General features: G+C 70.8%; 21 protein-coding genes. 5 read left to right on the top strand and 16 right to left on the bottom strand.

Features of this window, described 5'->3' with window-relative positions:
* Positions 1 to 52: 52 nt before the first annotated feature.
* The 8 genes from cobA to AAFF41_RS11440 form a co-directional block, all read right to left on the bottom strand.
* Entirely contained in the window at positions 53 to 1,297 is a 1,245-nt protein-coding gene (cobA, locus tag AAFF41_RS11405) for a uroporphyrinogen-III C-methyltransferase (RefSeq protein WP_319745040.1), read from the bottom strand.
* A gap of 200 nt (positions 1,298 to 1,497) precedes the next feature.
* Positions 1,498 to 5,346 carry a nicotinate-nucleotide--dimethylbenzimidazole phosphoribosyltransferase gene (gene cobT / locus AAFF41_RS11410; RefSeq protein WP_343323917.1) on the bottom strand — a complete coding sequence of 1,283 codons (3,849 nt, stop codon included), beginning with the start codon at positions 5,344 to 5,346 and terminating at the stop codon, positions 1,498 to 1,500.
* Positions 5,347 to 5,691: 345 nt separating this feature from the next.
* The gene (gene cbiE / locus AAFF41_RS11415) at positions 5,692 to 6,903 is read right to left on the bottom strand and encodes a precorrin-6y C5,15-methyltransferase (decarboxylating) subunit CbiE (protein ID WP_343323918.1); all 1,212 of its coding nucleotides are present in this window, start codon (positions 6,901 to 6,903) and stop codon (positions 5,692 to 5,694) included.
* A gap of 175 nt (positions 6,904 to 7,078) precedes the next feature.
* On the bottom strand, positions 7,079 to 7,717 hold the full coding sequence (locus AAFF41_RS11420) for a GNAT family N-acetyltransferase (protein ID WP_075027597.1): 639 nt from the start codon (positions 7,715 to 7,717) through the stop codon (positions 7,079 to 7,081).
* Positions 7,718 to 7,880: 163 nt separating this feature from the next.
* Positions 7,881 to 8,711 carry a MetQ/NlpA family ABC transporter substrate-binding protein gene (locus AAFF41_RS11425; protein ID WP_075027598.1) on the bottom strand — a complete coding sequence of 277 codons (831 nt, stop codon included), beginning with the start codon at positions 8,709 to 8,711 and terminating at the stop codon, positions 7,881 to 7,883.
* Positions 8,712 to 8,810: 99 nt separating this feature from the next.
* A complete protein-coding gene (locus tag AAFF41_RS11430) occupies positions 8,811 to 9,548 on the bottom strand; it encodes a methionine ABC transporter permease (RefSeq protein WP_319745034.1) in 738 nt (245 codons plus the stop codon).
* On the bottom strand, positions 9,545 to 10,579 hold the full coding sequence (locus tag AAFF41_RS11435) for a methionine ABC transporter ATP-binding protein (RefSeq protein WP_319745032.1): 1,035 nt from the start codon (positions 10,577 to 10,579) through the stop codon (positions 9,545 to 9,547). The genes AAFF41_RS11430 and AAFF41_RS11435 overlap by 4 nt, the downstream gene beginning before the upstream one ends.
* A gap of 374 nt (positions 10,580 to 10,953) precedes the next feature.
* Positions 10,954 to 11,601, bottom strand: coding sequence for an HAD family hydrolase (locus tag AAFF41_RS11440; RefSeq protein WP_319745030.1), 648 nt, complete (start codon positions 11,599 to 11,601; stop codon positions 10,954 to 10,956).
* Between the two features lie 69 nt (positions 11,602 to 11,670).
* Between AAFF41_RS11440 and AAFF41_RS11445 the strand changes: the two genes are divergently transcribed.
* Together AAFF41_RS11445 and AAFF41_RS11450 are read left to right on the top strand one after the other, a co-directional pair.
* Positions 11,671 to 12,030, top strand: coding sequence for a hypothetical protein (locus AAFF41_RS11445; RefSeq protein WP_099923735.1), 360 nt, complete (start codon positions 11,671 to 11,673; stop codon positions 12,028 to 12,030).
* Positions 12,031 to 12,139: 109 nt separating this feature from the next.
* Positions 12,140 to 12,514 carry a hypothetical protein gene (locus tag AAFF41_RS11450; protein WP_097288849.1) on the top strand — a complete coding sequence of 125 codons (375 nt, stop codon included), beginning with the start codon at positions 12,140 to 12,142 and terminating at the stop codon, positions 12,512 to 12,514.
* Positions 12,515 to 12,576: 62 nt separating this feature from the next.
* On the opposite strand, the gene AAFF41_RS11455 is transcribed toward AAFF41_RS11450, so the two are convergent.
* The 3 genes from AAFF41_RS11455 to AAFF41_RS11465 form a co-directional block, all read right to left on the bottom strand.
* Positions 12,577 to 13,080, bottom strand: a complete 504-nt coding sequence (locus tag AAFF41_RS11455) for a GNAT family N-acetyltransferase (RefSeq protein WP_319745028.1) — start codon at positions 13,078 to 13,080, stop codon at positions 12,577 to 12,579.
* Positions 13,081 to 13,126: 46 nt separating this feature from the next.
* The gene (locus AAFF41_RS11460; RefSeq protein WP_319745025.1) at positions 13,127 to 13,633 is read right to left on the bottom strand and encodes a sigma-70 family RNA polymerase sigma factor; all 507 of its coding nucleotides are present in this window, start codon (positions 13,631 to 13,633) and stop codon (positions 13,127 to 13,129) included.
* Positions 13,634 to 13,707: 74 nt separating this feature from the next.
* Complete coding sequence (locus AAFF41_RS11465) at positions 13,708 to 14,907, bottom strand: glycerophosphodiester phosphodiesterase (protein ID WP_343323919.1); 1,200 nt, start codon at positions 14,905 to 14,907, stop codon at positions 13,708 to 13,710.
* A gap of 479 nt (positions 14,908 to 15,386) precedes the next feature.
* Between AAFF41_RS11465 and AAFF41_RS11470 the strand changes: the two genes are divergently transcribed.
* Positions 15,387 to 16,058 (top strand): lysophospholipid acyltransferase family protein, encoded by a 672-nt coding sequence (locus AAFF41_RS11470; RefSeq protein ID WP_054230621.1) that lies wholly within the window; start codon positions 15,387 to 15,389, stop codon positions 16,056 to 16,058.
* A gap of 86 nt (positions 16,059 to 16,144) precedes the next feature.
* Here the strand turns inward: AAFF41_RS11470 and AAFF41_RS11475 are convergent, their stop codons facing one another.
* From AAFF41_RS11475 to AAFF41_RS11495, 5 genes are all read right to left on the bottom strand, one after another.
* Positions 16,145 to 17,668: an MFS transporter gene (locus AAFF41_RS11475; RefSeq protein WP_319745021.1), complete on the bottom strand. Its 1,524-nt coding sequence runs from the start codon at positions 17,666 to 17,668 to the stop codon at positions 16,145 to 16,147.
* Between the two features lie 2 nt (positions 17,669 to 17,670).
* Positions 17,671 to 18,216 (bottom strand): TetR/AcrR family transcriptional regulator, encoded by a 546-nt coding sequence (locus tag AAFF41_RS11480; RefSeq protein ID WP_319745019.1) that lies wholly within the window; start codon positions 18,214 to 18,216, stop codon positions 17,671 to 17,673.
* Positions 18,217 to 18,322: 106 nt separating this feature from the next.
* The gene (locus AAFF41_RS11485; RefSeq protein WP_143654723.1) at positions 18,323 to 19,294 is read right to left on the bottom strand and encodes an aldo/keto reductase; all 972 of its coding nucleotides are present in this window, start codon (positions 19,292 to 19,294) and stop codon (positions 18,323 to 18,325) included.
* Positions 19,295 to 19,455: 161 nt separating this feature from the next.
* The gene (argH, locus tag AAFF41_RS11490; protein WP_054230625.1) at positions 19,456 to 20,889 is read right to left on the bottom strand and encodes an argininosuccinate lyase; all 1,434 of its coding nucleotides are present in this window, start codon (positions 20,887 to 20,889) and stop codon (positions 19,456 to 19,458) included.
* A 109-nt stretch (positions 20,890 to 20,998) separates the two neighbouring features.
* Positions 20,999 to 22,192 carry an argininosuccinate synthase gene (locus tag AAFF41_RS11495; protein WP_319745015.1) on the bottom strand — a complete coding sequence of 398 codons (1,194 nt, stop codon included), beginning with the start codon at positions 22,190 to 22,192 and terminating at the stop codon, positions 20,999 to 21,001.
* A gap of 309 nt (positions 22,193 to 22,501) precedes the next feature.
* On the opposite strand from AAFF41_RS11495, the gene AAFF41_RS11500 reads away from it, so the two are divergent.
* Positions 22,502 to 23,341: a hypothetical protein gene (locus AAFF41_RS11500; RefSeq protein ID WP_319745013.1), complete on the top strand. Its 840-nt coding sequence runs from the start codon at positions 22,502 to 22,504 to the stop codon at positions 23,339 to 23,341.
* A gap of 134 nt (positions 23,342 to 23,475) precedes the next feature.
* The gene (locus AAFF41_RS11505; protein ID WP_319745011.1) at positions 23,476 to 24,063 is read left to right on the top strand and encodes a pyridoxamine 5'-phosphate oxidase family protein; all 588 of its coding nucleotides are present in this window, start codon (positions 23,476 to 23,478) and stop codon (positions 24,061 to 24,063) included.
* Positions 24,064 to 24,066 lie beyond the last annotated feature (3 nt).

The raw sequence follows: 24,066 nt of genomic DNA on the forward strand, positions 1-24,066 counted from the left end.
CCTTGTCCTGGGTGCGGTGCCAACGGCTGGGCACGGGTTGGGTTACCGGTGGTTACTCGGAAGCGTTCAGCGGGCTGTGCACACCCACGTTCACGACCTCGCCGATGACGATCACCGCCGGGGGCCTCACGTCCTCGGCGCGTACGGTCTCGGCGACCGTGGCCAGGGTCGCGTCGACGCGGCGCTGGGCGGCGGTCGTGCCCTCCTGGACCAGGGCGACCGGGGTGTCGGCCGGCCTGCCGTGCGCGATCAGGGTCTCCGCGATCCTGCCGATCTTGTCGACGCCCATGAGGACGACGAGCGTGCCGCGCAGCCGGGCGAGGGCCGCCCAGTCCACGAGGGATCGCTCGTCGTCAGGGGCCACATGACCACTGACCACGGTGAACTCATGTGCGACGCCTCGGTGGGTGACCGGGATGCCGGCAGCACCCGGCACCGAGATCGAACTGGAGATGCCGGGAACGACCGTGCAGGCGATGCCCGCCTCGGCGAGCGCCTGGGCCTCCTCCATGCCGCGGCCGAAGACGAACGGGTCGCCGCCCTTGAGTCGGACGACCGACTTGCCCTGCTTCGCGTGCTCGATGAGCGCGTTGTTGATGGCCTCCTGCGCCATGTACCGGCCGTAGGGGATCTTCGCCGCGTCGATCACCTCGACGTGCGGCGGGAGTTCGGCGAGCAGGTCGCGCGGGCCCAGGCGGTCGGCGATCACCACGTCGGCCTCGGCGAGCAGTCGCCGACCGCGGACCGTGATCAGGTCGGGGTCGCCGGGGCCGCCGCCGACCAGGGCGACACCCGGGGTGCGGGTGCGGTGGTGGGGCGCCACGAGGGTCCCGTCGCGCAGCCCCTCGACCACCGCGTCGCGGATCGCGGCGGTGTGGCGGGGGTCGCGGCCCTTGGCGTTCGTGGTGAGGACGGCGACCGTGACGCCCTCGCTGTGACCGGTGGCCGGGGTCCAGGCGGTCGCCGCGTCGGCGTCGTCGGAGCGGACGCACCAGACGCGGTGGCGTTCCGCCTCGGCGGAGGCGTCCGTGTTCGCCTGCCGGTCGCTGGTCGCGATCAGCGCGTACCAGGCGTCGGCGAGGTCGCCGTCCTCGTACGGGCGCTTCGTCCAGGTGATCTCGCCCGCGTCCGCCATCGCCTCGACGGAAGGGGTGGCCGCGGGTGACACGAGGTGGATGTCCGCGCCCGCGGCGATGAGCGCCGGGAGGCGGCGCTGAGCGACCTGGCCGCCGCCGAGGACGACTACGCGGCGACCGGTGAGGCGGAGGCCTACGGGGTAGGCGGGGTTTTCTGCCATGGCGGTGCGGCTCCTCGTACGGGGCCGCTGCGCTCGGCTGGAGCGGCCTTGACGTGCTGTTTTGAGTGCGGGTCCACGATACGGCGGGGGCGGGAGGGGCTCCTTCCCCAAGCCCGCCCCGTCCCGGCAGTGACACTGTGCGGCTCCGCCGCGTGGGGGCTGCGCCCCCGACCCCCCGCTCGAGCGGGTGCGCCGTCGGTCTACTTCTCGGTGACCCCTGCGGAGTCGAACGTCGCCACCTCGTGCATCGCCCGCGCCGCGCTCTGGACCACCGGCAGCGCCAGCAGGGCGCCCGTGCCCTCGCCGAGGCGCAGGTCCAGGTCGACCAGGGGGCGCAGGCCCAGCTTGTTCAGGGCCGCGACGTGGCCGGGCTCGGCGCTGCGGTGACCGGCGATGCACGCCGCGAGGACCTCGGGGGCGATGGCGCGGGCCACGAGGGCGGCGGCGCCGGCGCTGACGCCGTCCAGGATCACCGGCGTACGCAGGGAGGCGCCACCGAGGAGCAGGCCGACCATGGCGGCGTGTTCGAGGCCGCCGATCGCGGCGAGGACGCCGATGGGGTCGGCCGGGTCCGGCTGGTGGAGTTCGATGGCACGGCGCACGACCTCGGTCTTGCGGGCGAGGGTCTCGTCGTTGATGCCGGTGCCGCGGCCCGTCACCTCGGACGGGTCGGTGTCCGTGAAGACGGAGATCAGGGCCGCCGACGCCGTGGTGTTGGCGATCCCCATCTCGCCGGTCAGCAGGGCCTTGTTGCCTGCCGCGACGAGGTCGCGGGCCGTCTCGATGCCCACCTCGATGGCGGCCGTGACCTCTTCGCGGGTCATCGCGGGGCCGGTCGTCATGTCGGCGGTGCCCGCGCGGACCTTGCGCGGGAGGAGACCCGGGGTCGCGGGGAGGTCGGAGGCGACGCCCACGTCGATGACGCAGACCTCGGCGCCCACCTGGTTGGCGAAGGCGTTGCAGACCGCGCCGCCGCCCAGGAAGTTGGCCACCATCTGTGCGGTGACCTCCTGCGGCCAGGGGGTGACGCCCTGGGCGTGCACGCCGTGGTCGCCCGCGAAGATCGCGACGGCGGCGGGCTCCGGGATCGGCGGCGGGCACATCCGGGACAGACCGGACAGCTGCGCGGAGATGATCTCCAGCATGCCGAGCGCGCCCGCGGGCTTGGTCATCCGCTTCTGGCGCTCCCACGCCTCGCCGAGCGCCTTGGCGTCCAGCGGGCGGATGTTGGAGACCGTCTCGGCGAGCAGGTCGTGCGGCTCCTCACCGGGCAGCGCGCGACGGCCGTACGTCTCCTCGTGCACGACCCAGGACAGCGGGCGGCGCTTGGACCAGCCGGCCTGCATCAGCTCGGGCTCCTCGGGGAACTCGTCGACGTAGCCGACGCAGAGGTACGCCACCACGTCCAGGTGCTCGGGCAGGCCGAGGGCACGGACCATCTCGCGCTCGTCGAAGAAGCTGACCCAGCCGACGCCGAGGCCCTCGGCGCGGGCCGCGAGCCACAGGTTCTGGACCGCGAGCGCGGAGGAGTACGGGGCCATCTGGGGCTGGGTGTGACGGCCCAGGGTGTGACGGCCGCCGCGGGTCGGGTCGGCGGTGACGACGATGTTCACCGGGGTGTCGAGGATGGCCTCGATCTTCAGTTCCTTGAACTGCTTCGCGCGCCCCTTGGGCAGCGACTTGGCGTACGCCTCGCGCTGACGGGCGGCCAGTTCGTGCATCGTGCGCCGGGTCTCGGCGGAGCGGATGACGACGAAGTCCCAGGGCTGGGAGTGGCCGACGGACGGCGCGGTGTGCGCGGCCTCGAGGACCCGCAGCAGCACGTCGTGCGGGATCGGGTCGCTGCGGAAGCCGTTGCGGATGTCGCGGCGTTCGCGCATCACGCGCAGCACGGCCTCGCGCTCGGCGTCGTCGTAGCCGGGGGCCGCGGGGCCGGTGGACTCTCGTACGTCTTCCACTGCGGCCGTGCTCTCTTCCTGGTCGGCGACCTGGGTGTCCAGGTCGTCCGCTTGCTGTGCGACTACTACGGGCTCCGGGTCCGCCTCGAACGGCTCCGGTACGGGGGGTGTCTCGGCCTCGGCCTCGCGGGGCGCGGGAACCTGGGCGACGGGCTCCGGCTCGATGACGGGCTCCGCCTCGGCGAGAGGGGCGAGGGGAGCCTCCCGGCTCTCCACCGCCACCGCTTCCGCCATCGCCGGGGGCTCTTCGACCGGAGGCTCTTCGACCGAGGGCCGCTCCTCCGTGGGCAGCGGCGGCACGGTCATGGCGTGCGGCGGGGTCGGGGCCAGGTGCGGGGTCGTCGGCACCGTGCCCTCGACGGGCACGAACTGGCCGAGGGGCTGGTCCGCGGCGGAGTCCAGGGGGGCGCCCTGGACTCCGGGTGCGCCTGCCGTGTCGCCGGGGCGGTGCTCGCCGTGCGACTGGTTCGTGGCCGCGTGCGGCGTCTGCGCGTGGGCGGCGACGCCGACCGGTACGCCGGCACCGGCCTCGGTGAACGCGGCGTGGGCCTCGGCGGCGGGCACGAACTGCGCGGCCTGGACCGGGAAGGCCTCGACGCCGGGGTGTGCCTGTCCGTACGAGTCGTGCGCGGCGTGCGCCACCTGCGCCTGGGCCTCGGCGGCGGCGTGGGCGGCGGACACCACGAGGGGCTCCGGGGCGAACTCCGGCTGCGGGGCCTCCGCGAGGGACGCGGGCTCCACGCCGGTGTCCGCCGACTGGACCTCGGGTTCCGGGGTGTGGACACCGGCTTCCGGGAACCGGGCGTCCCGGGCCGGGAACTGTGACGCCTGGTCCACCGCCTGGGCGACGGGCTCGGCGAGGTGGGTGGCCTGGTCCGCGAGTTGGGGGGCCTGTTCGGTGGCCTGCGGCTCGGCCGCGGGCGTCGACTGAGGGTCCTGCGCGGGCTGGAGCACCTGCTCGGTCGCCAACGGCTCCCCCGCCTCGGAAACCTGTGCCGGGGTGTCGGCCAGGTGCCCGGCGGTGTCGTCCGCGGTCGGGGCCAGGTGCGGGAGGTCCTGGGCGACCGGGAAGGGTGTCGAAGCGGCGGGGGCCGCCGGGACCTCGGGGGCCGGGAAGCCGTCCGTCGCGGGCGCGGTCTCAGGGGCCGCCGCCACCTCGAAGCTCTGCTCGGCCTCAGGGCCGGGCGCCACCTCGAAGCTCTGCTCGGCTTCAAGGCCCGGCCCGGTCCCGGGGCTCGGTGCGACCTCCACCGCGTGCTCGACGAAGTGACCCTCCGACCCCTCGGGCATGTGGGCGGCCTGCGGAGCCTGGGGCGCCTGCGCGAACCCCTGAGCCTCGGCCCCCTCGACCGCCTCCGCGGCCTGAGGAACCGGGGCGAATTCCGCGGGCTCGGCGACCTCCGCCTCCGGCGCCGTCGGCTCCTCGGCGACCTCCGCCTCCGGCGCCGTCGGCTCCTCGGCGACCGCTCCGGCCTCGGGGCCCTGGACGGCCGACGGGACGACCGTTTCTGCGGCCGCCTCCTCGGGACCCACCGGCGGCGCTCCCCACGGCACCGCGCCCTGCGGCGGGATCTCGGAGAGCTGCGACACGTCGAGGTACTCGGGACCGGTCGTCGGGGGACCCGCGTGCCGTACCGGAGTTGGGGGAGTCACGGGGTTCATCGGGGTGACCATGGGCGCGGCGGCGGGGCCGCGGTCGGCGAGCGAGCGCACCGGGCTCGCGGAGCCGTCCGGAGTCGGCGGCCCGAGGTGCAGCGGACGGCGCGGCGCCGTCGGCTGCGGGGCGGGCGCGGGGCCGGGTACGCGGACGCCACTGAGGTCGAGTGAACCGCTGTCCCGGCCGTCCGTCTCGTGCGGACCCGGCTCATGGACGAGAGGCTGCTCCTCGACGAGGGGCTGTGGGGGCGGCGGGGCCACCTCGTTGCCCCACGCTCCCTGTGCGCCCGGCATGAGAAGCAGGTCGTCGTCCTCGGCGGGGTTCTCGGAGGGGTCGAGGAAGGTGTACGTGCCCAGGGCGGGGACGCCCGGCTGCTCCACCATGCCTGCGTTCTCCGGCAGTCCCTCGCCCGGGACCTGGCCGGTGTCGGTCATGCGTACCCCTCGCCCATCGGTTAGTGCTTCCAAGTCCTGCTCGCCCGGAACGGCGCACCGACCGCCCCGCAGTGAAGAACGAGCGTGCGTGCCCAGCGGCACGAACGACCGGCCAACAAAGACGACAAAGCCATTAACGGGCATTGTCCCGGTCGTCCGACCCTCGCGACAGCTTGACCCGCGACGGCCCGCTGTGGACTGCGCCACGTTGCGCGTCCTCAGGTTCTGCCGTACCACACACGCCTCAAAACGGGCGCGTTTTCGGGACATTGGCCTACGAAAGGCCGATCGCCCTGGAGCGGTACAACGATCGGCCAGCCTACCGCGCGCAGTACGACAACAGGATCACGGGTTGCGATCGGGCAGACGGCCTGTGAGCAGGAACGCGACGCTCCGCTCGGTCTCCGTCCAGGCCCTTGTGTCGAGTTCGACAGACTGAATGAGGGCGCATTCGACCTGATATCCGTGCTCGCTGAGATCACGGCCCACGAGTTCGGCCGCGTCACGGGTCGCCGCGTGCGTCACGATGCGCTGCGGACGGCGGTCGGCGACGGCCGAGACGACCTGCACTCCCCCGCCGCCGACACGTACGACATCGGGTTCGGGGAGGTTCTCCAGGACGTGCGGCGCGGTGCCGTGCACGATCTGCATCTGGACGCCGTAGCGGCGCGCGGAGTCCTCGGTGCGGGCGCAGGAACCGGGGTTGCGGTCGACGGCGATGACCGCCGCGCCGGTGCGCGCCGCCTCGGTGGCGAAGGCGCCGCTGCCGGAGCCGATGTCCCACACGAGGTCTCCGACGCGCGGGCCCAGCCGGGCGAGTTGGGCGGCGCGCAGCAGATCCGTTTCGCCTTCGCCCAGAGCGCCGCCGTACGCCTGGGCGGGCAGCGCCCAGCCGCGCGGTCCGGTGCCCGGGTCGCGTCCGGCGATCCAGCCGCCGTCCTCCGCCGCGGCCACGAAACCGCCGATGACGATGACGACGTTGGGGTCGCGCCAGGTGTGGTCGGCGGCCTTGTCGGAGGTGAGGATGGTGACCCGCTCGCTCGCGGTGCCGAGCTCCTCGCAGATGACGAAGGTGCGGTGGACGCCTTCGAGGAGCAGGCCGAGTTCGGCGGGGCCGGCGCCGGGCGAGGTGAGAACGGCGACCTTGGTGTGGGCGCGGCAGACGTTCACCGCGCGGCGCAGGGTGCGACGGTGTGCCACGACCACCTGCGCGTCGTCCCAGGGCATGCCGGCGCGGGCGAAGGCGGCGGCGACCGAGGAGACGGCGGGCACGACTTCGATCTCCAGGCCGAACTCGGGGGCACGCAGGGTGCGTACGACTCCGAAGAAGCCGGGGTCGCCGTCGGCGAGGACGACGGCGCTGCCGCGGTGGCCCGCGATGCGGCGGGCGGCGAGGGAGACGCTGCCGAGGCGGATGCGTTCGGCGGCCCGGGGTACCTCGGGGAGCGCCAGGTGATGCGCCGCTCCGGCCACCAGGGTGGCCGCGCCGAGGGCGGAGCGCGCCGCGGCGGTCAAGGGCGAGCCGTCCCAGCCGATCACCGTGACCCGGTCGGCCATCGTCGTCAGTCTCCAGAAGGTTTTCGCAGGTCGTCGGTGGGCAGCCCGCGGGCGGGCTCCGTGAGGGTATCTGGTGTTGCTGGGTGCGGGCGCACAGGTCGCTGCCGGGTGGGAGCGGATCTTCGGATCGCGCCGCGGGACGTCCCCCGGATTCGGCGCGGGGGATCCCGCCGGTTCAGTTCCAGTCGGAGAACGACGTGAAACCACCCGTGTCGGCGAGCTGGTCGCCGACTCCGTCGAGGTCCTCCGGGAGGAGGCTCCAGACGATGAAGTCGGTGCGCAGGTCCACCCAGCGGCCGTCCTCGGTGCGGGTGTGCGCTATACAGGCGTTGCGCAGGACCCCCTCGCTGATGCAGCCGATCTTCTGGGCGACCTGCTGGGAGGCGGTGTTGTCGGCCGCCGTGCGCAGTTCGATGCGCTCGAACTTCTGGTCGCGGAAGAGCCACTGGGCGGTGGCGAGCGCCGCCTCGGAGGCGTAGCCCTCGCCGCGGGCCCAGGGGGCGATGACGTACGACAGTTCGGTGGAGCGCACATGCCAGTTGGTCTTGGCGAGTTGCACGATGCCGACCAGGCGCTGGGTGAGGAACTCGGTGACGGCGAGGTCGAGTCCCCGGCCCGCCGTGCGTTCGGTGGGCGCGTACTCGGTGATCCAGGTGCGGGCCGCGTCCTCGGTGTAGGGCTGGGGCACGTCGGTCCAGGCCCCGACCTGCTCGTCGTTCATCATCGCGGCCAGGGAGGGAACGTCGTCCTCGTCGAGCGCACGCAGGACCAACCGCTCCGTGCTGATGGAGATGTCGGGGAAGGTGCTGGTCATGCGCCGCTCCGTAACCGTCGGGACGTCGGGCCCCCGGATCCTTCGGGCCCGCTGAACTGCCCAGCATGCAGCATGAGGCCACCGAACTGCACCACGGGGTCCACTCCGAGTGATGGAGTGGACCCCGTACGGTGACCCGACCCGAACGACGGGATGACCGGAACTAGAACGACGGGATGACCGAACCGGCGTACTTGTCCTCGATGAACTTCTTGACCTCCGGCGAGGTCAGGAGCTTGGCGAGCTTCTTCACCCGCGGATCGCTCTCGTTGCCCTTCTTGACGGCGAGGAAGTTGCCGTAGGGGTTGTTCGTCGCGGACTCCAGGAAGAGCGCGTCCTTGGCCGGCTTGAGGCCGGACGAGATGGCGTAGTTGCCGTTGATCACCGCGGCGTCGACGTCGTCCAGGGAGCGCGGGGTCTGAGCCGCCTCCAGCTCCTTGAACTTGAGGTTCTTCGGGTTCTTCGCGATGTCCTGGGTGGTCGCGCTGTTGCCCGCGCCGTCCTTGAGCGTGATGAGTCCCTTGGAGGCGAGCAGCTTGAGCGCCCGTGCCTCGTTGACCGTGTCGTTCGGGACGGCGACCGTCGCACCGCTCTTGAGCTCGTCGGTCTTCTTGATCTTGTGGGAGTAGAGACCGAGCGGTTCCAGGTGGACCGTGACGACGGGCACGATGTGGGTGCCGTTCTTCTTGTTGAAGTCGTCGAGGTACGGCTGGTTCTGGAAGTAGTTGGCGCCGACGGACCCGTCCTCGGTCGCCGTGTTCGGCGTGACGTAGTCCGTGAACTCCTTGACCTGCAGGTCGAGGCCGGCCTTCTTCGCCAGGTTGTCCTTGATGTAGTCGAGGATCTCGGCGTGCGGGGTGGGGCTCGCGGCCACGACCAGCGGACCGCTGGTGTCGGAGGCGCTGCTGCTCTTGTCCGAGCCGCAGGCGGAGAGGCCGAGGGTGAGGGCTCCGGCGGCGAGGACTGCGGTGGTGATCTTTGCGGTGTTACGCACGAAAAGTGCCTTTCCTTAAGGGTGGAGCGACCCCGTGGTGGGTGGTCACGGGGAATCTGCGGGTGGGGTAAGAGAACCGGAGGGGGTGTTCGGGCGGTCTCAGGCGACGTTGCCGACCTCCGCGGTGGCGGGCTCCTTGGCCTTCAGCAGCCGCAGCTTCGGGGTGGCGCCGGAGTGGCCGCCGCGCCGGTGCAGGGTGCGGGCCGCGTAGTCGCCGGCGAACTGGATGAGGGAGATGACGACCGCGAGGATCGCCACGGTGATCCACATGAGTCCGGTCTCGAAACGCTGGTAGCCGTAGCGGATGGCGATGTCGCCGAGGCCGCCGGCGCCGACGGTGCCGGCCATCGCGGAGTAGCCGATGAGAGCGACGATCGTGGTGGTCGCGGAGGAGATCAGCGACGGCAGCGACTCCGGTACGAGCACCTTGCGCACGACGGTCCAGGTGTTGCCGCCCATCGACTGCACGGCCTCGACGAGACCGCCGTCCACTTCGCGGACCGCCGTCTCGACCAGGCGCGCGAAGAAGGGGATCGCGCCGACGGCGAGCGGCACGATCGCCGCCTCGCGTCCGATGGTCGTTCCCGTGATCGTGCGCGTGAAGTTCATCAGCGCGACCATCAGGATGATGAACGGCAGCGAGCGGGCGATGTTCACGACCTGCCCGATGACCTTGTTCACGACGACGTTCTGCAGGAGTCCGCCGCGGTCGGTCAGGACGAGCAGAACGCCGAGCGGCAGACCGCCTACGATCGCGATCAGCGTGGACCAGCCGACCATGTAGAGCGTGTCCCAACACGCCTGGGACAGCAGGGGCTGCATCTCCGACCAGGTCACTTGGCACCGTCCGTCGCGAGCACGGGCTGCTGGCCCTGGATGTCGATCTGCAGGCCCTGCTCGCGCAGGAATCCGATCGGCACGACGTTCTCCTCGTAGCGTCCGGGCAGTTCGATGCGCATCCGGCCGACCTGCTTGCCGGCGACGGTGTCCATCGCGGCGCCGAGGATCGAGATGTCGATGTTGTACGTGCGCGAGAGCTGCGAGATGACGGGCTGGGTCGCGGCCTCGCCGTGGAAGGTGACGTCGATGACGGTGCGGTCGTCGCCTGACGGCTCGCCACTCACCGGGAAGAGCGCCCCGGCGAGTTCGGAGCCGGGGGTCGCGAGCAGTTCGCTGACGGTGCCGGACTCGACGATGCGGCCCCTCTCCATGAGCGCGGCCGAGTCGCAGATCGTCTTGACGACGTCCATCTCGTGGGTGATGAGCAGGACGGTCAGGCCCAGCTGCCGGTTCAGGTCGCGCAGCAGTTGGAGGATGGAGCGGGTGGTCTCGGGGTCGAGGGCGCTGGTGGCCTCGTCGGAGAGCAGCACCTTGGGGTCGCCGGCCAGGGCGCGGGCGATGCCGACGCGCTGCTTCTGGCCGCCGGAGAGCTGGGCCGGGTAGACCTTGGCCTTGTCGGAGAGACCGACCAGGTCGAGCAGCCCGAGCGCCTTGGAGGATCGTTCCTTCCCCGACAGGCCAAGGATTTCGAGCGGCAGCTCGACGTTGTCCTGGACGGTGCGCGAGGACAGCAGGTTGAAGTGCTGGAAGACCATGCCGATACGACTGCGCGCCCGGCGGAGCTCCTTGCCCGCGCGCGGGCCGCGGCCGGCGAGCGCGGTGAGGTCCTGTCCGGCGACGGTGACCGTGCCGGCGGTGGGACGCTCCAGGAGGTTGACGCAGCGGATGAGGGAGGACTTGCCGGCGCCGGACTGGCCGATGACGCCGTACACCTCGCCTTCGCGAACGTGCAGATCGACGCCGTCGAGGGCGGTCACTTCACGGCCGCGCGAGCGGTAGACCTTGGTGAGGCCCGTTGTCGTGATCACTGGGGGTTTCCGTCACTGTCGAGTGCGGGGCGCGGGTGTGCGCCGGCACGGGTGCATTCGGTCGGGAACGCGACACGGTTCTCGCGGTGGCGATGGAACCGGATGAATCCGGGGAGAACATGCGCGCGGGGCGGCGCCGCTCACGTACGGGGTACGGACAGGGCGCGGCGGTCTCGCTTCGGGGCGCGAGACGGGGCGGTGGTGCGGGGGCCCTCTAGAAGGCGCACATTCGACACATACAACGAGCACCGGGCGTCATGGTCGCCTCGGTCGCAAGGATGCGGCTGCTCGTCGTGGTCATGGGATCAAGTAAAGCAGACGTACAGGCGGGACCCAGAACCGCTGTCCGCATTGCGGACAGCGGTGGACACCTCTCAGCCGCGGGTGGAGATCTCCACTCCCCCGTCGGTGACCCGTACGGACAGGGCCGAGAGGTCCTGCACCACGAGGTCCGCCTCCAGCTCGGACGCCTCGTGGGTTGTGGCCAACGCCACGGTGGTCATCCCGGCGGCGCGGCCTGCCTGCAGGCCCGCCGGGGCGTCCTCGAAGACGACGCAGCGGGCCGGGTCGACGCCCAGTTCACGGGCGGCGAGGAGGTAGGGCTCGGGGTCGGGCTTGCCACGGGTGATGTCGTCGGCGGAGATCAGCGTCTTGGGCCGGACACCGACCTCGGCGAGCCGGGCCTCGGCCAGTCGCCGGGTGGCGGAGGTGACGACGGCCCAGCGGTCGGCCGGCAGCGAGTCGAGGAACGCCGCGGTGCCGGGGAGCAGGACGACGCCGCCGGGGACGTCCTCGACCTCCAGCAGTTCGATGCGCGCGAGCGCCTCGGGGACGAGGTCGGCGGGCAGCAGGTCGGCGGCTATCTCGGCGGCGGGGCGGCCGTGCAGTTCGATCCGGGCGAAGTCCTCCGCGGTGATCCCGTACTCGCGCGCCCATCGTGTCCAGCACCGGTTCACCGACTCGAGAGACGAGACGAGCGTCCCGTCGTTGTCGAACAGCAGGGCATCAGCGTGGATCTTCATGCGCTCGACCCTACGGGGCAGCCCGGGGGCGAGGGCATCGGGCCTTTTGGCCCGTAATAGGGTCACGGCATGCTTGATGCCCTGACGGTCGCGACCGCCGTCGCCGCGCTCGCGCTCGCCGCCTGGTGCGGCTGGGCCGCCTACCGTGATCAGCCCACCAAGGACTGGCACTTCATCGGCATGGCCGTGGTGACCCTGCTCGCCGTGATCCAGCTGGTGGTCGGAATCGTCCAGCTGGCGCGTGGCGAGAAGCCCGACCAGGGCACGACGATCTTCGTGGCGTATCTGCTCGGTGCCTTCGCGTGCATTCCGGCCGCGGGCTTCATGTCGCTGGCGGAGCGCACCCGCTGGGGATCGATCACGGTGGCGGCCGGCGGTGTCGTCCTCGCCGTACTGGAGGTGCGGCTCTATGACATCTGGGGAGGCTGAGATGACGGCCACGGAGGAGAACGGGACCGCGCCGCAGGAGAATCAGGAGGGCCGGGAGAGTCGGGCGATTCCGGAGAAGAAGCGCACCCGGCTGATCAGCGGCCCCGGCATGCTGCTGCTCTGGCTGTACGGCGTGATGGTCGTCGGCGCCGTGTCGCGCTCCGCCGTCCAGATCTCGACGGAGTTCGACAAGGCCCCGCTCGCCTACTCGTTGTCGGCGGTCGCGGGCCTCGTCTACGGCTTCATCACGTACTCACTCGTGCGCGGCGGCGAAACGGCCCGCAGGGCGGCGCTGGTGTGCTGCGCCGCCGAGCTCGTGGGCGTGTTGACCGTCGGGACCTGGACACTGGTCGAGCCGTCCGCCTTCCCCGACGCCACCGTGTGGTCGGACTACGGGATCGGCTATCTGTTCATCCCGGTGCTGCTGCCGCTGTCGGCCATGTACTGGTTGCGCAAGGCGCGTACGGCCGACCGGTCGGCATAGCTCGGGCCGTAGCCCTACCTCGGGCCCGCAGCCGTGGCTCGGGCCCGGAACACGGGCGCTCGTCAGGCGCTGGTCACGAACGCGCCCGTGTGGGCGCCCTTCTGCAGGGTCACCAGGGTGAGCCGCTCGTCGACGCGCTCCGTGGAGACCTGCGCGTAGCCGTGCTTGCGGTACATCCGCAGATTGCGGTCGCTGCGGTGGCCGGTGAAGAGCTGGAAGGACTTGGCCGCGCCGTCCGTCGCGAGCTTGGCCTCGATCGCGGCGAGCAGCCGCCCGCCCAGGCCGTGGCGCTGCATACGCGGATGGACGATGAGCTTGTTGATGCGCGCCGTGCCGTCCGGGTCCACGGCTCCGCGGACCGAGGCCACCACTTCTTCGCCCAGTCTGGCCACCAGGACCGTACCGTCCGTCAACTCCGCCCTGAGGGAGTCGAGCGGCTGCGTGAGCGGCTCGATGCCGTAGTCCCCGTACAGCTCGGCCTCGCTCTGGTAGCAGAGGTACTGCAGCTTGAGGATCTGCTCTGCGTCCTGCTCGGTCGCCGCCGAGATGGTCACGCTCATGCCCATGTGTGCATGCCTCCCGCTCACCTGTTCCACCGGTCGTCCCCCACTCCTATCCCCGTGGTGCGTGGGCCGCAACCACCGGAGAGAGCAATCGACGCAGACATCCCAGGCATCTGGAACGTTCCGGACCCAGACTGCCCTGTGAGATACCCAACTCGCCTGCGATCTCCCGATAGGTGAGGTCCTTCGGGGAGAGCAGTGCCGCCATCAGACCGGGGCAGCGGCCCGGCAGCCGCCGGACCGCGTCGTGCAGGGCGCGCCGGCTGTCTGCGGTCATCACCTGCTGTTCGGGGTCCGGCCCGCTCTCGTCGGCGGGTTCGCGGACGTACGGCCGTTCGTACCGGGCCGTACGGCGGGTGCGGCGGACCTCGGAGCGCACGGCGCGGCGCAACCAGCCCTGCGGGTCGACGGGCGGCCCGTCCGAGTCGAGGCGCTCCAGCAGGCGCAGCCAGACGGCCTGTTCGAGGTCGCTCGGTTCGGTCCCGGACGCAAAGCCTTCCGCCGAGGCCTCGGCGGCGAGCAGCGGACGCAGGGTGGAAACCATCTCGTGGGTCATATGCGGCGGGACGCCGCCGACCCGGCACAGGGTTGCCGGGGCGGGGGACTGTCACCCCATCCGGGGTGAGTGGATCATCCGTTGACGAAGTCCTCGCGGGCGAGCAGCGCGGTGTCCGCGTTGTCCGAGAAGACGCCGTCGATGCCGGTGGCGAAATAGGTCCTGAAGGCGCCGAAGGCGTCGCCGTAGGCGTTCGGGTCGGTGCCCTGACGGAAGTTCGCGGGCAGGAAGGTGTTCTCGTTGCGCATGGTGTACGGGTGCAGGATCAGGCCCGCGCGGTGCGCGTCGGCGACCAGCGTGGTCGGCGTGGTGAGGGCGCCGTTCGCGTCCTTGGGGATGACCAGGTCGAGCGTGGGTCCGATGCCCCGGGCGTACGAGGCGATCCACTTCAGGCCCTCGGGCTTGACGAGGTCGGCGACGGTGCGCGGGTCGCCCGTCGTGACGAAGTCCCAGGGGCGGGTGTTCGCGGCGGAGAGCAGCACGACGAGCGGGTTGTCGACCAGCTTGTCGAGGCGCTGGATGCTGGTCGGCTCGAAGGACTGGATGATGACCGGCGAGTTCTTCTTGTCCTTGCCGTGTTTGCGGAGCACCGTGGCGAGGCGCTCCTCCAGGCCGAGGCCCAGCGCGCGGAAGTAGGTGGGGTGCTTGGTCTCGGGGTAGATCCAGACCTGCTTGCCGCGCTTGCGGGTCTGCTCGTCCTGCCAGTGGAGCACCTCTTCGAAGGTGGGGATCTCCCAGCGGCCGTTGTAGAGCGTGTTGTGCGGGCGGTTGGCGGGGATGCGCTCGACGGCCCGCAGGGTCTTCAGCTCGGCGAGGGTGAAGTCCTCGGTGAACCAGCCCGTGGTGGGGATGCCGTCGAGGGTCTTGGTGGTCTTGCGGTCGGCGAACTCGGGGTGCGCCGACACGTCGGTGGTGCCGCCGATCTCCGGCTCGTGCCGGCAGACGAGGTGGCCGTCCTTGGTGGGCACCAGGTCACCGGCCTCGACGACGTCGGCTCCCAGGTCGAGGGCCAGCTGGTACGAGCCGAAGGTGTGCTCGGGCCGATAGCCGCTGGCGCCCCGGTGCCCGATGACGGTCGGCTTGGGCAGGCTCTTGTAGCCGCCGTGGCCGCCGCTCCCGTGCCGCTCGTCGGCTCTCGCCGCGCCCGGCAGGCCGAGGACCGCTCCGCCCGCGCCGAGCACCGCGGCCCCGAGCAGCGCGCGGCGCGCCGTGCCCCGGTCCTGCCCGTTCGGCTCCCGCGACTCCGATGTCCCCTGCGTCCCCTGCGTCTCCATGAGCGCTCCTCCCGCCGTACCGCCCCGTACCTGTCAAAGCGGGTCGATCGTAGGTTCCCTTCCGTGACGGGAGGGAGACCTGTGGCGGAACACGTGGGTGCCACTGGATGGCGTACGGAACGGCGGTACGGAACAAGAGAGCTGGCGGCCCGTCAGTTTCGGGGTGACGGTGGTGGGTACGCGGTCAGAGGTTCCGGAATCCGGGGTCCCGGTCCCGGGCAAGCCGTGCGACCCGGTCGAACCGTGCGACTCGTTCGGCGAACCTGTGCGACTCGTCCGGCGTGGCGGCCGAAGCCGTCGCGAGATACGTCACATGCTTCCGTCCGTGTGACGAACGCGCAACAGCCCGCCACCTCAGGTAAACATTGGTCAACAGTCCGTATCCAGTCGGTGAACCCGATGTGCAATCACCGGGGGGCCGCGAGTATCGTCCTCACCTGCACATACTTCATACCGATCCCTTGACACCGGAGGGCCCGTTGTCCCGCTTCGCGCTCATCAAGGCAGTGCTCGGACCGATCATGCGCCTGATGTTCCGCCCACGGGTGGAAGGCGTGGAGCACATCCCGGGCGACGGCCCCGTCATCCTGGCCGGCAACCACCTCACGTTCATCGACTCGATGATCCTGCCCCTGGTCTGCGACCGGCAGGTGCTCTTCATCGGCAAGGACGAGTACGTCACCGGCAAGGGGTTCAAGGGCCGCCTCATGGCCTGGTTCTTCACCGGTGTCGGCATGATCCCGGTGGACCGGGACGGCGCCAACGGTGGTGTCGCGGCGCTGATGACCGGCCGTCGCATTCTGGAGGAGGGCAAGGTCTTCGGCATCTACCCGGAAGGCACCCGCTCCCCCGACGGCCGGCTCTACCGCGGCCGCACCGGTATCGCCCGCCTCACCCTGATGACCGGCGCCCCGGTCGTCCCGTTCGCGATGATCGGCACGGACAAGCTGCAGCCCGGCGGTGCGGGGATGCCGCGGCCGGGCCGCGTCACGGTCCGCTTCGGTGAGGCGATGGAGTTCTCGCGGTACGAAGGCATGGACCGTGACCGGTATGTGCTGCGGGCCGTGACCGACTCCGTGATGACGGAGGTCATGCGGTTGTCGGGGCAGGAGTACGTGGACATGTACGCCACGAAGGCCAAGGCTGCGTAGCGCCTCCGGCGGTTCGGCCGTGTGTTGCCTGCGGGTGCGTTGTGGCTGGTCGCGCGGTTCCGCGCGCCCCTGAGGGGCACGCGCCCTCAGACCCCGGTTTCCAAGTTCTGGCCCTTCAGCAGGAACCATGCCGCTGCCGCTGTGGCCAGCAGTACCGCCGCTCCGATGCCGGACGCCAGTGCCAGGCCGTCCACGAAGGATGTGCGAGCCGCGGTCAGCAGGGCCTCCGCGGTGTGGGTGGGCAGGGTTGCCGCCGCCTCCACCGCGCCGCCCAGGGAGTCATGGGCCCCTGCCGGGGTACCCGCGGGGCCGGTGAAGCCCGCGTAGACGCCGGTCACGATGGAGCCGAGCAGGGCGATGCCGAGGGCGGCGCCGAGCTCGTACGCCGTCTCGGAGACCGCGGACGCGGCGCCGGCCTGCTCCCTGGGCACGCTGGAGAGGATCACGTCGGCGGTGACGGTGAACGAGAAGCCCGCGCCGACGCCCACGACCAGAAGCGCCGAGCCGAGCACCGTGTACCCGGTGGACTGGTTCAACAGGGTGAGCACGCCGAGCGCGAGGCCCACGGCGGCGAGACCACCGGAGACCACGGCACGGACCGAGTAGCGACGCGCGGCCGAGCCCGCGATCAGACCCGCTCCCACCGCGCCGATGGCGGCGGGCAGTTCGGCGAGCCCCGCCTGGAACGGCGGCCTGCCCTGGACGAGTTGCAGGTACTGGGACAGGAAGAAGACCAGTCCGGACAGGCCGAAGACGGTCAGCAGATCGGCGAGCACCGCCGCCGAGAAGCCCCGGTTGCGGAACAGTCGCATGTCCAGCAGCGGTACGGGCATCGCGAGTTGACGGCGTACGAAGCCGTGGAGGGCTCCGGCGCCGAGCACGCCTACGACCATCGGCTCCCAGGTGAACCCGTGCGTGGCGGCCTCCTTCACCGCGTACACGATGCCGATCATGCCGACGAGGGAGAGCACGACGCTGGCCAGGTCCCAGGGGCCGGGGTTCGGGTTGCGGGACTCGGGCAGGAGCTTGATGCCGACGGGGACGAGGATCAGCATCACGGGCACGTTGATGAGGAAGACCGAACCCCACCAGAAGTGTTCGAGCAGGAAGCCACCGACGACGGGCCCGACCGCCGTACCGGCGGAGGCCGTGGCGCCCCAGATGCCGATGGCGAGGCTGCGCTCGCGCGGGTCGTGGAAGAGGTTGCGGATGAGGGCGAGCGTGGCGGGCATCAGGGTCGCGCCCGCGACTCCGAGCAGCGCCCGCGCCAGGATCATCATCTCCGGGGTCGTCGCGTACGCGTTGAGCACCGATATCGCGCCGAACGCCGTGGCGCCCATCAGCAGCAGCTTCTTGCGGCCGATGCGGTCACCGAGGCTGCCCATGGAGACGAGCAGACCGGCGATGACGAACGAGTAGACGTCACCGATCCACAGGAGCTGGGTGCCGGAGGGCTTCAGGTCCTCGCTGATGTAAGGGGTCGCGAGACCGAGCACGGTCGCGTCGACGGCCACCAACAGCACGGCGAGGACGAGGACGCAGAGCGCGAGCCAACGGCCCGGACGCTTCTCCACCTCCGCCGTCAACGCCGGCTGCAGGGTGCTGGTCATGATCACTCTCTCCGTAGTGCGCCGCCGAGCAGCAGCTCGACGATCATGTGGTGGAAGTCCTTGGCGGCGACGCGGCCCTCGGTCACGGCCCACGCGCCCGAGGCCATGAGCCCGTAGAGCGCCTCGGTGAGCCAGGCGGGGCTGAGGTCGATGCGGAACTCGCCGCCCTCCTGGCCGCGCCGGAACAGGGCGGCCATCCGGGCATCGAGCCGGGCCCAGCCCTCGTTCTGCCCCTCGCCCTCGAACAGCTGGTTCTCGGTGTAGAGGAAGGCGAGCAGCCCGGCCACGCGCTCGAGCTCCTTCACCAGGCGGCGCAGGGCCTCCTGAGCGGTGCCCTCGTCGAGGCGGGTGGCATCGAGTGCCGCCTCGCACTCCTCGATGCAGAGGGCCTCCAGCGCCCGGACGAGCGCGTCCCGTCCGGCGAACTGGCGGTGCAGCGTGGCCCGGCTGATCCCGGCCGCCCTGGCGACCTCGTCCATGGTGGCGGTGGATTTACGGGTGAGCAGGGCGGCTGCGCTGCGCAGCACGTGGTCACGGTCGACGGCCATGAGACAACCGTACCCCATGTGAGACATGTTTGTCTCATCAGGAGCGTGCGAGTCTCACCAGTGCCCTGTTTCTTGGCTTTTATGCTGCCCGGGATGTCCGCTGCGGTCAGTGCCAGGGCAGCTGCCCGCGCCGCTCCCAGTACACGTCCGGGTCCTCCGCGAGCGCCGCGAGGCGGGTCAGCTGGTCCTCGTCCAGATCGACGACCGCCGCGTGCAGGTTCGAGGCGAGCTGGGCGGAGGTGGCCGCGCCCGAGAGGACGACTCCGGCCCAGGGCTGCCGCAGGATCAGCGCGAGGGCGACGGCGTCGGCGCCGAGGCCGGTCTCCTCGGCGATCGCCCGCACCGCGTCCGGCGCGTGCTCGGCGGCCAGGCGGCCGTTGGCCATGCCCTCCTTGACGATCACCGTGAGCCCGGCGTCGTGCGCCTCGGCGAGGGCGGGAGCCGCCGAGGTCTCCAGGACGTTGTACGTGGACTGGACGGTACGGAAGAGGGGCTCGCCGTCGACCGTCACGGCGAGCGCGGCGCGGATGGCGTCGGCCTGGGCGGGCCCGCTCGTGGAGAAGCCGATCGAAAGGCCCTGGGCGGCCGCCTCGGCGAGTTTCGCGTGGAGTTCCTTGTCGGTGAGGGCCGGGCTGTCCGGGGTCACCGAGTGGATCTGGTAGAGGTCGAGCCGGTCACCGAGCAGTGCGGCGGTCTCGGCGCGCTGTCGCTCGTACGTGGCGAGGGTGTGGTCCTTGACCTCGTGCTGCTCGGCGTCCGTGGTCCAGTCCGCGGTGTAGGTGTAGCCCCACTTGCTCCCGATGACCACGTCGTCGACGTCCGGCCGGCTCTTCAGCCAGTCGGCGAGGAACTCCTCCGAACGGCCGTAGGAGCGGGCCGCGTCGAAGTAGCGCACGCCCTGCGCGTAGGCGGCGTCCAGGAGTTCGTGGGTGCGGGCGCGCAGCGTTTCGACGCTGCGATCCTCTCCGAGGTCATGGTCCCGGCCGAGGTTGATGTAACCCGGGCGGCCGACGGCGGCGAGACCCAGGCCGATGTGGCAGGTGGGCGTCGTGGCGGTGGCGAGACGGGCGAAGGGCATCGCGGGCTCCGTTCGGTCGGCTCCGGTGCGGCTCCTGACCAACGTAACCCGCGATGACCTTCGGCTCTCGCCTCAGAGCTCGGCGCGTGCGGTGCTTCGGCGAGTGCGCGTTCGTCGTGGCTCGTCGCGCAGTTCCCCGTGCCCCTTGCGGGGCGCTTCCCTCACCGCTTCTTCTTGGCCGTGGCCCACGCGTGCTGGGCCGCCACGTCCGCCTTCACCTCGGCGAGCTGGACGGCGACCGCGCTGGGTGCCGTACCGCCGCGGCCGTCGCGCGAGGCTAGGGCACCCGGGACGTTCAGGACCGAGCGCACCTCGGGGGTGAGATGGGCCGAGATCTTCGCGAACTGCTCGTCGGTGAGGTCGTTCAGCTCCTTGCCGTCGGCCTCCGCGACCTTGACGCACTCGCCGGCGACCTCGTGGGCGACGCGGAACGGCACACCCTGCTTGACCAGCCACTCGGCGATGTCCGTGGCGAGCGAGAAGCCGGCCGGGGCCAGCTCCTCCATGCGCTCGCGGTGCACGGTCAGCGTGGCCATCATGCCGGTGAAGGCCGGGAGCAGGACCTCGAGCTGGTCGATGGAGTCGAAGACCGGCTCCTTGTCCTCCTGGAGGTCGCGGTTGTACGCGAGCGGAAGCGCCTTGAGCGTCGCCATCAGGCCCGTCAGGTTGCCGATCAGACGGCCCGACTTGCCGCGCGCCAGCTCGGCGATGTCCGGGTTCTTCTTCTGCGGCATGATCGACGAGCCCGTGGAGAAGGCGTCGTGCAGGGTGACGAAGGAGAACTCCTTCGTGTTCCAGATGATGACCTCCTCGGCGATCCGGGAGAGGTTCACGCCGATCATCGCGGTGATGAAGGCGAACTCCGCCACGAAGTCGCGGGAGGCCGTGCCGTCGATGGAGTTCGCGACGGAGCCGTGTTCGAAGCCGAGGTCCCTCGCCACCGACTCCGGGTCCAGGCCGAGGCTGCTGCCGGCGAGCGCGCCGGAGCCGTACGGCGAGACCGCCGTCCGCTCGTCCCATTGGCGCAGCCGCTCCGCGTCCCGGGACAGGGGCTGGACGTGAGCCAGCACATGGTGGGCGAAGAGCACCGGCTGGGCGTGCTGGAGGTGCGTACGGCCGGGCATCGCCACGTCCGGGTGCGCCTCCGCGAGGCCGATCAACGCGTCCTGGAGGTCGGCGATCAGACCGCCGATCGTACGGGCGTGGTCGCGCAGGCACATGCGGAAGAGCGTCGCGACCTGGTCGTTCCGGGAGCGACCCGCGCGCAGTTTGCCGCCGAGGTCGGGGCCGAGGCGCTCCAGCAGCCCGCGTTCCAGGGCCGTGTGCACGTCCTCGTCGGCGATGGTGCCCACGAAGGAGCCGTCCGCCACGTCGGCTTCGAGCTGGTCGAGGCCCGCGAGCATCCGCGTCAGCTCGTCGTCGTCCAGGAGGTTCGCCTTGTGCAGTACGCGCGCGTGGGCACGCGATCCGGCGATGTCGTACGGTGCGAGCCGCCAGTCGAAGTGGACGGACGCGGACAGCTTGGCCAGCGCCTCGGCGGGACCGTCGGCGAAACGGCCGCCCCAGAGCCGGACGTCACCGCTGTTGCTGCTCACTTGCGTTGCTCCTCGGAAGGTCTGGATGTGCCGCCGCCTCCCCACCCGTGAGTGAGGAGGCGGCTGTCAGGCTAGTGCGTGCGGGGTGGACCTCGTCGTACGCGAGCCGTTACACGAGGTCCCGCTTCGCGGCGATCTTCGACGACAGGCTGTAGATGTCGATGAAGCCCTTGGCGGCGGCCTGGTCGAACGTGTCGCCCGTGTCGTACGTCGCCAGGTCGAAGTCGTAGAGCGAGGTCTCGGAGCGCCGTCCGGTGACGACCGCGCGGCCGCCGTGCAGGGTCATCCGGATGTCGCCGTTGACGTGCTGGTTTGCCTCGTCGATGAAGCCGTCCAGGGCGCGCTTGAGCGGGGAGAACCACTGCCCGTCGTAGACCAGTTCGCCCCAGCGCTGCTCGACCTGCCGCTTGTAGCGGGCGAGTTCACGCTCGACGGTGACGTTCTCCAGCTCTTGGTGGGCCGTGATGAGCGCGATCGCGCCCGGAGCCTCGTACACCTCGCGGGACTTGATGCCCACGAGCCGGTCCTCGACCATGTCGATCCGGCCGACGCCCTGGCCGCCGGCGCGCTCGTTGAGCTGCTGGATGGCCTGCAGGACGGTGACGGGCCTGCCGTCGATGGCGACCGGGACACCCTCCTTGAAGGAGATGACGACCTCGTCGGCCTCGCGGACCTCGGCCGGGTTCGAGGTGTACTCGTAGATGTCCTCGATCGGCGCGTTCCAGATGTCCTCCAGGAAGCCCGTCTCGACCGCGCGCCCGAAGACGTTCTGGTCGATGGAGTACGGGGACTTCTTGGTGGTGGCGATCGGGAGGTTCTTCTGCTCGCAGAAGGCGATCGCCTTGTCACGGGTCATCGCGTAGTCGCGGACCGGGGCGATGCACTTGAGGTCGGGGGCGAGGGCGACGATGCCGGCCTCGAACCGCACCTGGTCGTTGCCCTTGCCGGTGCAGCCGTGGGCGACCGTGGTGGCGCCGTGCTGCTGGGCGGCGGCGACGAGGTGCTTGACGATGGTCGGCCGGGAGAGGGCCGACACCAGCGGATAGCGGTCCATGTAGAGGGCGTTGGCCTTGATCGCCGGGAGGCAGTACTCCTCGGCGAACTCGTCCTTCGCGTCCGCGACCTCGGCCTCGACGGCACCGCAGGCGAGGGCGCGCTTGCGGATGACGTCCAGGTCCTCGCCGCCCTGACCGACGTCGACCGCGACGGCGATGACCTCGGCGCCCGTCTCCTCGGCGATCCAGCCGATGGCGACGGAGGTGTCCAGACCGCCTGAGTAGGCGAGTACGACGCGCTCGGCCACGGGTTTCTCCTCACACTGCATTCGCTGGTATGCATGAGTATGCAGCTCTCTGCATGATTCGTCAATTACGGGTCACTCTCGAAGGGGTCATGGAGAACCCTGATCGAAAATATCTGAGGGCGTTTGAACGATGGAACGCGCTTTCTCGTACCTCTCCCCGAACGCAGGCGCCGCGTTTTTGTACACCGAGGTTTTCGTACACAGAGGTTTTTGCCGCCCAGGTCTTCGCGGACCGAGGCGCGACGAGCAACGGACCGCCCGGACGACCACCGGACGGTCCCCCACCCCCGAACCGAGTGAGGCTTCCGCATGTCCAGGGCCCTTCCGAAGTACAACAAGCGCCGCGTCCTGATGATCGGCGGCACCGCCGCGGTGGTGCTCTCCGGAGCCGTGATCGCCGGCAACGCCTTGGCCGGGGAGACGTCCAAGAGCGGCACGAACGCCACCACCAGGGCCGCGACCTCCCCGGGCACGGTGAACTGCCCGGCCGTCGCGCCGAGCCTGCCCGCGATCCCCGCCTCCGCGCAGGCCGAGGTCACCCGCAACCTCGCCCTCCTGGACACCCAGATCGCCGAGGCCAACAAGCGGCTCGTCGACACCGTCGGCCAGGGCGGCCCCAACTTCGTCCAGAACGCGATCCTCGGCCCCCTCAAGGACAAGCGGGTGGCGACGATCAACCGCATCGCCACCGCGATCGGCCGCACCGCCGCCAAGCCCACGGGTCTCGACTCGCTCGCGCCCTGCACCCTGAACGCGAACGGCGTGAACGCGGGCGGCGCCGCGGCCACCGCGGCCCCGAGCGCGACGGCCACCCGGCAGGCAGGCAACACGGGGAACACCGGAAGCACCACCGCCGCCGGCACCATCACCTGCCCGGACGTCGCGTCGAAGCTGCCCGCGATCCCCGCCTCCGCGCAGGCCGAGGTCACCCGCAACCTGACGCTCCTGAACACCCAGATCTCCGAGGCGAACACCCGACTGGCGAACACCGTCGGCCAGGGCGGACCGAACTTCGTGCAGAACGCGATCCTCGGCCCCCTCGCGGACAAGCGGAAGTCGACCATCGACCGCATCGCCATCTCCATCGGGCGCACCGCGGCCAAGCCCACGGGTCTGGACTCCCTCGCGACCTGCACGCTCAACAAGTGATGTCTTCCGTGGCCGCCGCGCCCCGTCTGCCGACCGGGGCACGGCGGCCACGGATCCGTCCGCCATGTGAACCCATGCCCCGGACGGGTGAATTCCTTAGACAGACGAATGGTCTTGCCCAATAATCATTAGACATGGGAAAGACTTATGAGCGCATAGACGGCAGGCTTCGTTCGTTCATCGAGGCGCAGCCCCTCTTCTTCACCGCGACGGCACCCCTGTCCGGGGACGGCACGGTCAACCTCTCCCCCAAGGGGCTCACGGGCTCGTTCGTCGTCCTCGACGAACTCACCGTCGCCTACCTGGACTTCGCCGGAAGCAACGCGGAGACGATCGCCCATCTCCGGGAGAACGGCCGGATCACCCTCATGTGGTGCGCCTTCCAGGGCCCGCCGAACATCGTCCGGGTGCACGGCCACGGCGAGCCCGTCTTCCGCGACGACCCCCGCTTCGAGGAACTGCTCACGCACTTCCCCGGCATCGACCCGACCCCGCACGGTCTGCGCGCGATCATCGTCGTGACCGCCGACCTCGTCCGGGACACCTGCGGCTACGCGGTGCCCTTCATGTCCTACGAGGCGGACCGCGACCTGCACGGCAAGCGCTTCGCTCGCGAGGACGACGCCTCGTTGAGCGAGTACTTCACCAAGAAGGACCATGTGGCGACGAGCCTGGACGGACTGCCCGGGCTGCCGCTCCCACTGCCTCCCCGTACGGTCTGAGCC

The sequence above is a fragment of the Streptomyces mirabilis genome, assembly GCF_039503195.1.
GTDB lineage: Bacteria > Actinomycetota > Actinomycetes > Streptomycetales > Streptomycetaceae > Streptomyces > Streptomyces mirabilis_D.

Coding starts and splice junctions, on each gene's coding strand:
- cobA (WP_319745040.1), bottom strand. CDS start 1,297: ATGGCAGAAAACCCCGCCTACCCCGTAGGCCTCCGCCTCACCGGTCGC.
- AAFF41_RS11420 (WP_075027597.1), bottom strand. CDS start 7,717: ATGACCAGCACCTTCCCCGACATCTCCATCAGCACGGAGCGGTTGGTC.
- AAFF41_RS11460 (WP_319745025.1), bottom strand. CDS start 13,633: ATGACCCACGAGATGGTTTCCACCCTGCGTCCGCTGCTCGCCGCCGAG.
- cobT (WP_343323917.1), bottom strand. CDS start 5,346: ATGACCGACACCGGCCAGGTCCCGGGCGAGGGACTGCCGGAGAACGCA.
- AAFF41_RS11480 (WP_319745019.1), bottom strand. CDS start 18,216: ATGGCCGTCGACCGTGACCACGTGCTGCGCAGCGCAGCCGCCCTGCTC.
- cbiE (WP_343323918.1), bottom strand. CDS start 6,903: ATGGCCGACCGGGTCACGGTGATCGGCTGGGACGGCTCGCCCTTGACC.
- AAFF41_RS11485 (WP_143654723.1), bottom strand. CDS start 19,294: ATGCCCTTCGCCCGTCTCGCCACCGCCACGACGCCCACCTGCCACATC.
- AAFF41_RS11465 (WP_343323919.1), bottom strand. CDS start 14,907: ATGGAGACGCAGGGGACGCAGGGGACATCGGAGTCGCGGGAGCCGAAC.
- AAFF41_RS11445 (WP_099923735.1), top strand. CDS start 11,671: ATGCTTGATGCCCTGACGGTCGCGACCGCCGTCGCCGCGCTCGCGCTC.
- AAFF41_RS11500 (WP_319745013.1), top strand. CDS start 22,502: ATGTCCAGGGCCCTTCCGAAGTACAACAAGCGCCGCGTCCTGATGATC.
- AAFF41_RS11455 (WP_319745028.1), bottom strand. CDS start 13,080: ATGGGCATGAGCGTGACCATCTCGGCGGCGACCGAGCAGGACGCAGAG.
- AAFF41_RS11475 (WP_319745021.1), bottom strand. CDS start 17,668: ATGACCAGCACCCTGCAGCCGGCGTTGACGGCGGAGGTGGAGAAGCGT.
- AAFF41_RS11450 (WP_097288849.1), top strand. CDS start 12,140: ATGCTGCTGCTCTGGCTGTACGGCGTGATGGTCGTCGGCGCCGTGTCG.
- AAFF41_RS11505 (WP_319745011.1), top strand. CDS start 23,476: ATGGGAAAGACTTATGAGCGCATAGACGGCAGGCTTCGTTCGTTCATC.
- AAFF41_RS11440 (WP_319745030.1), bottom strand. CDS start 11,601: ATGAAGATCCACGCTGATGCCCTGCTGTTCGACAACGACGGGACGCTC.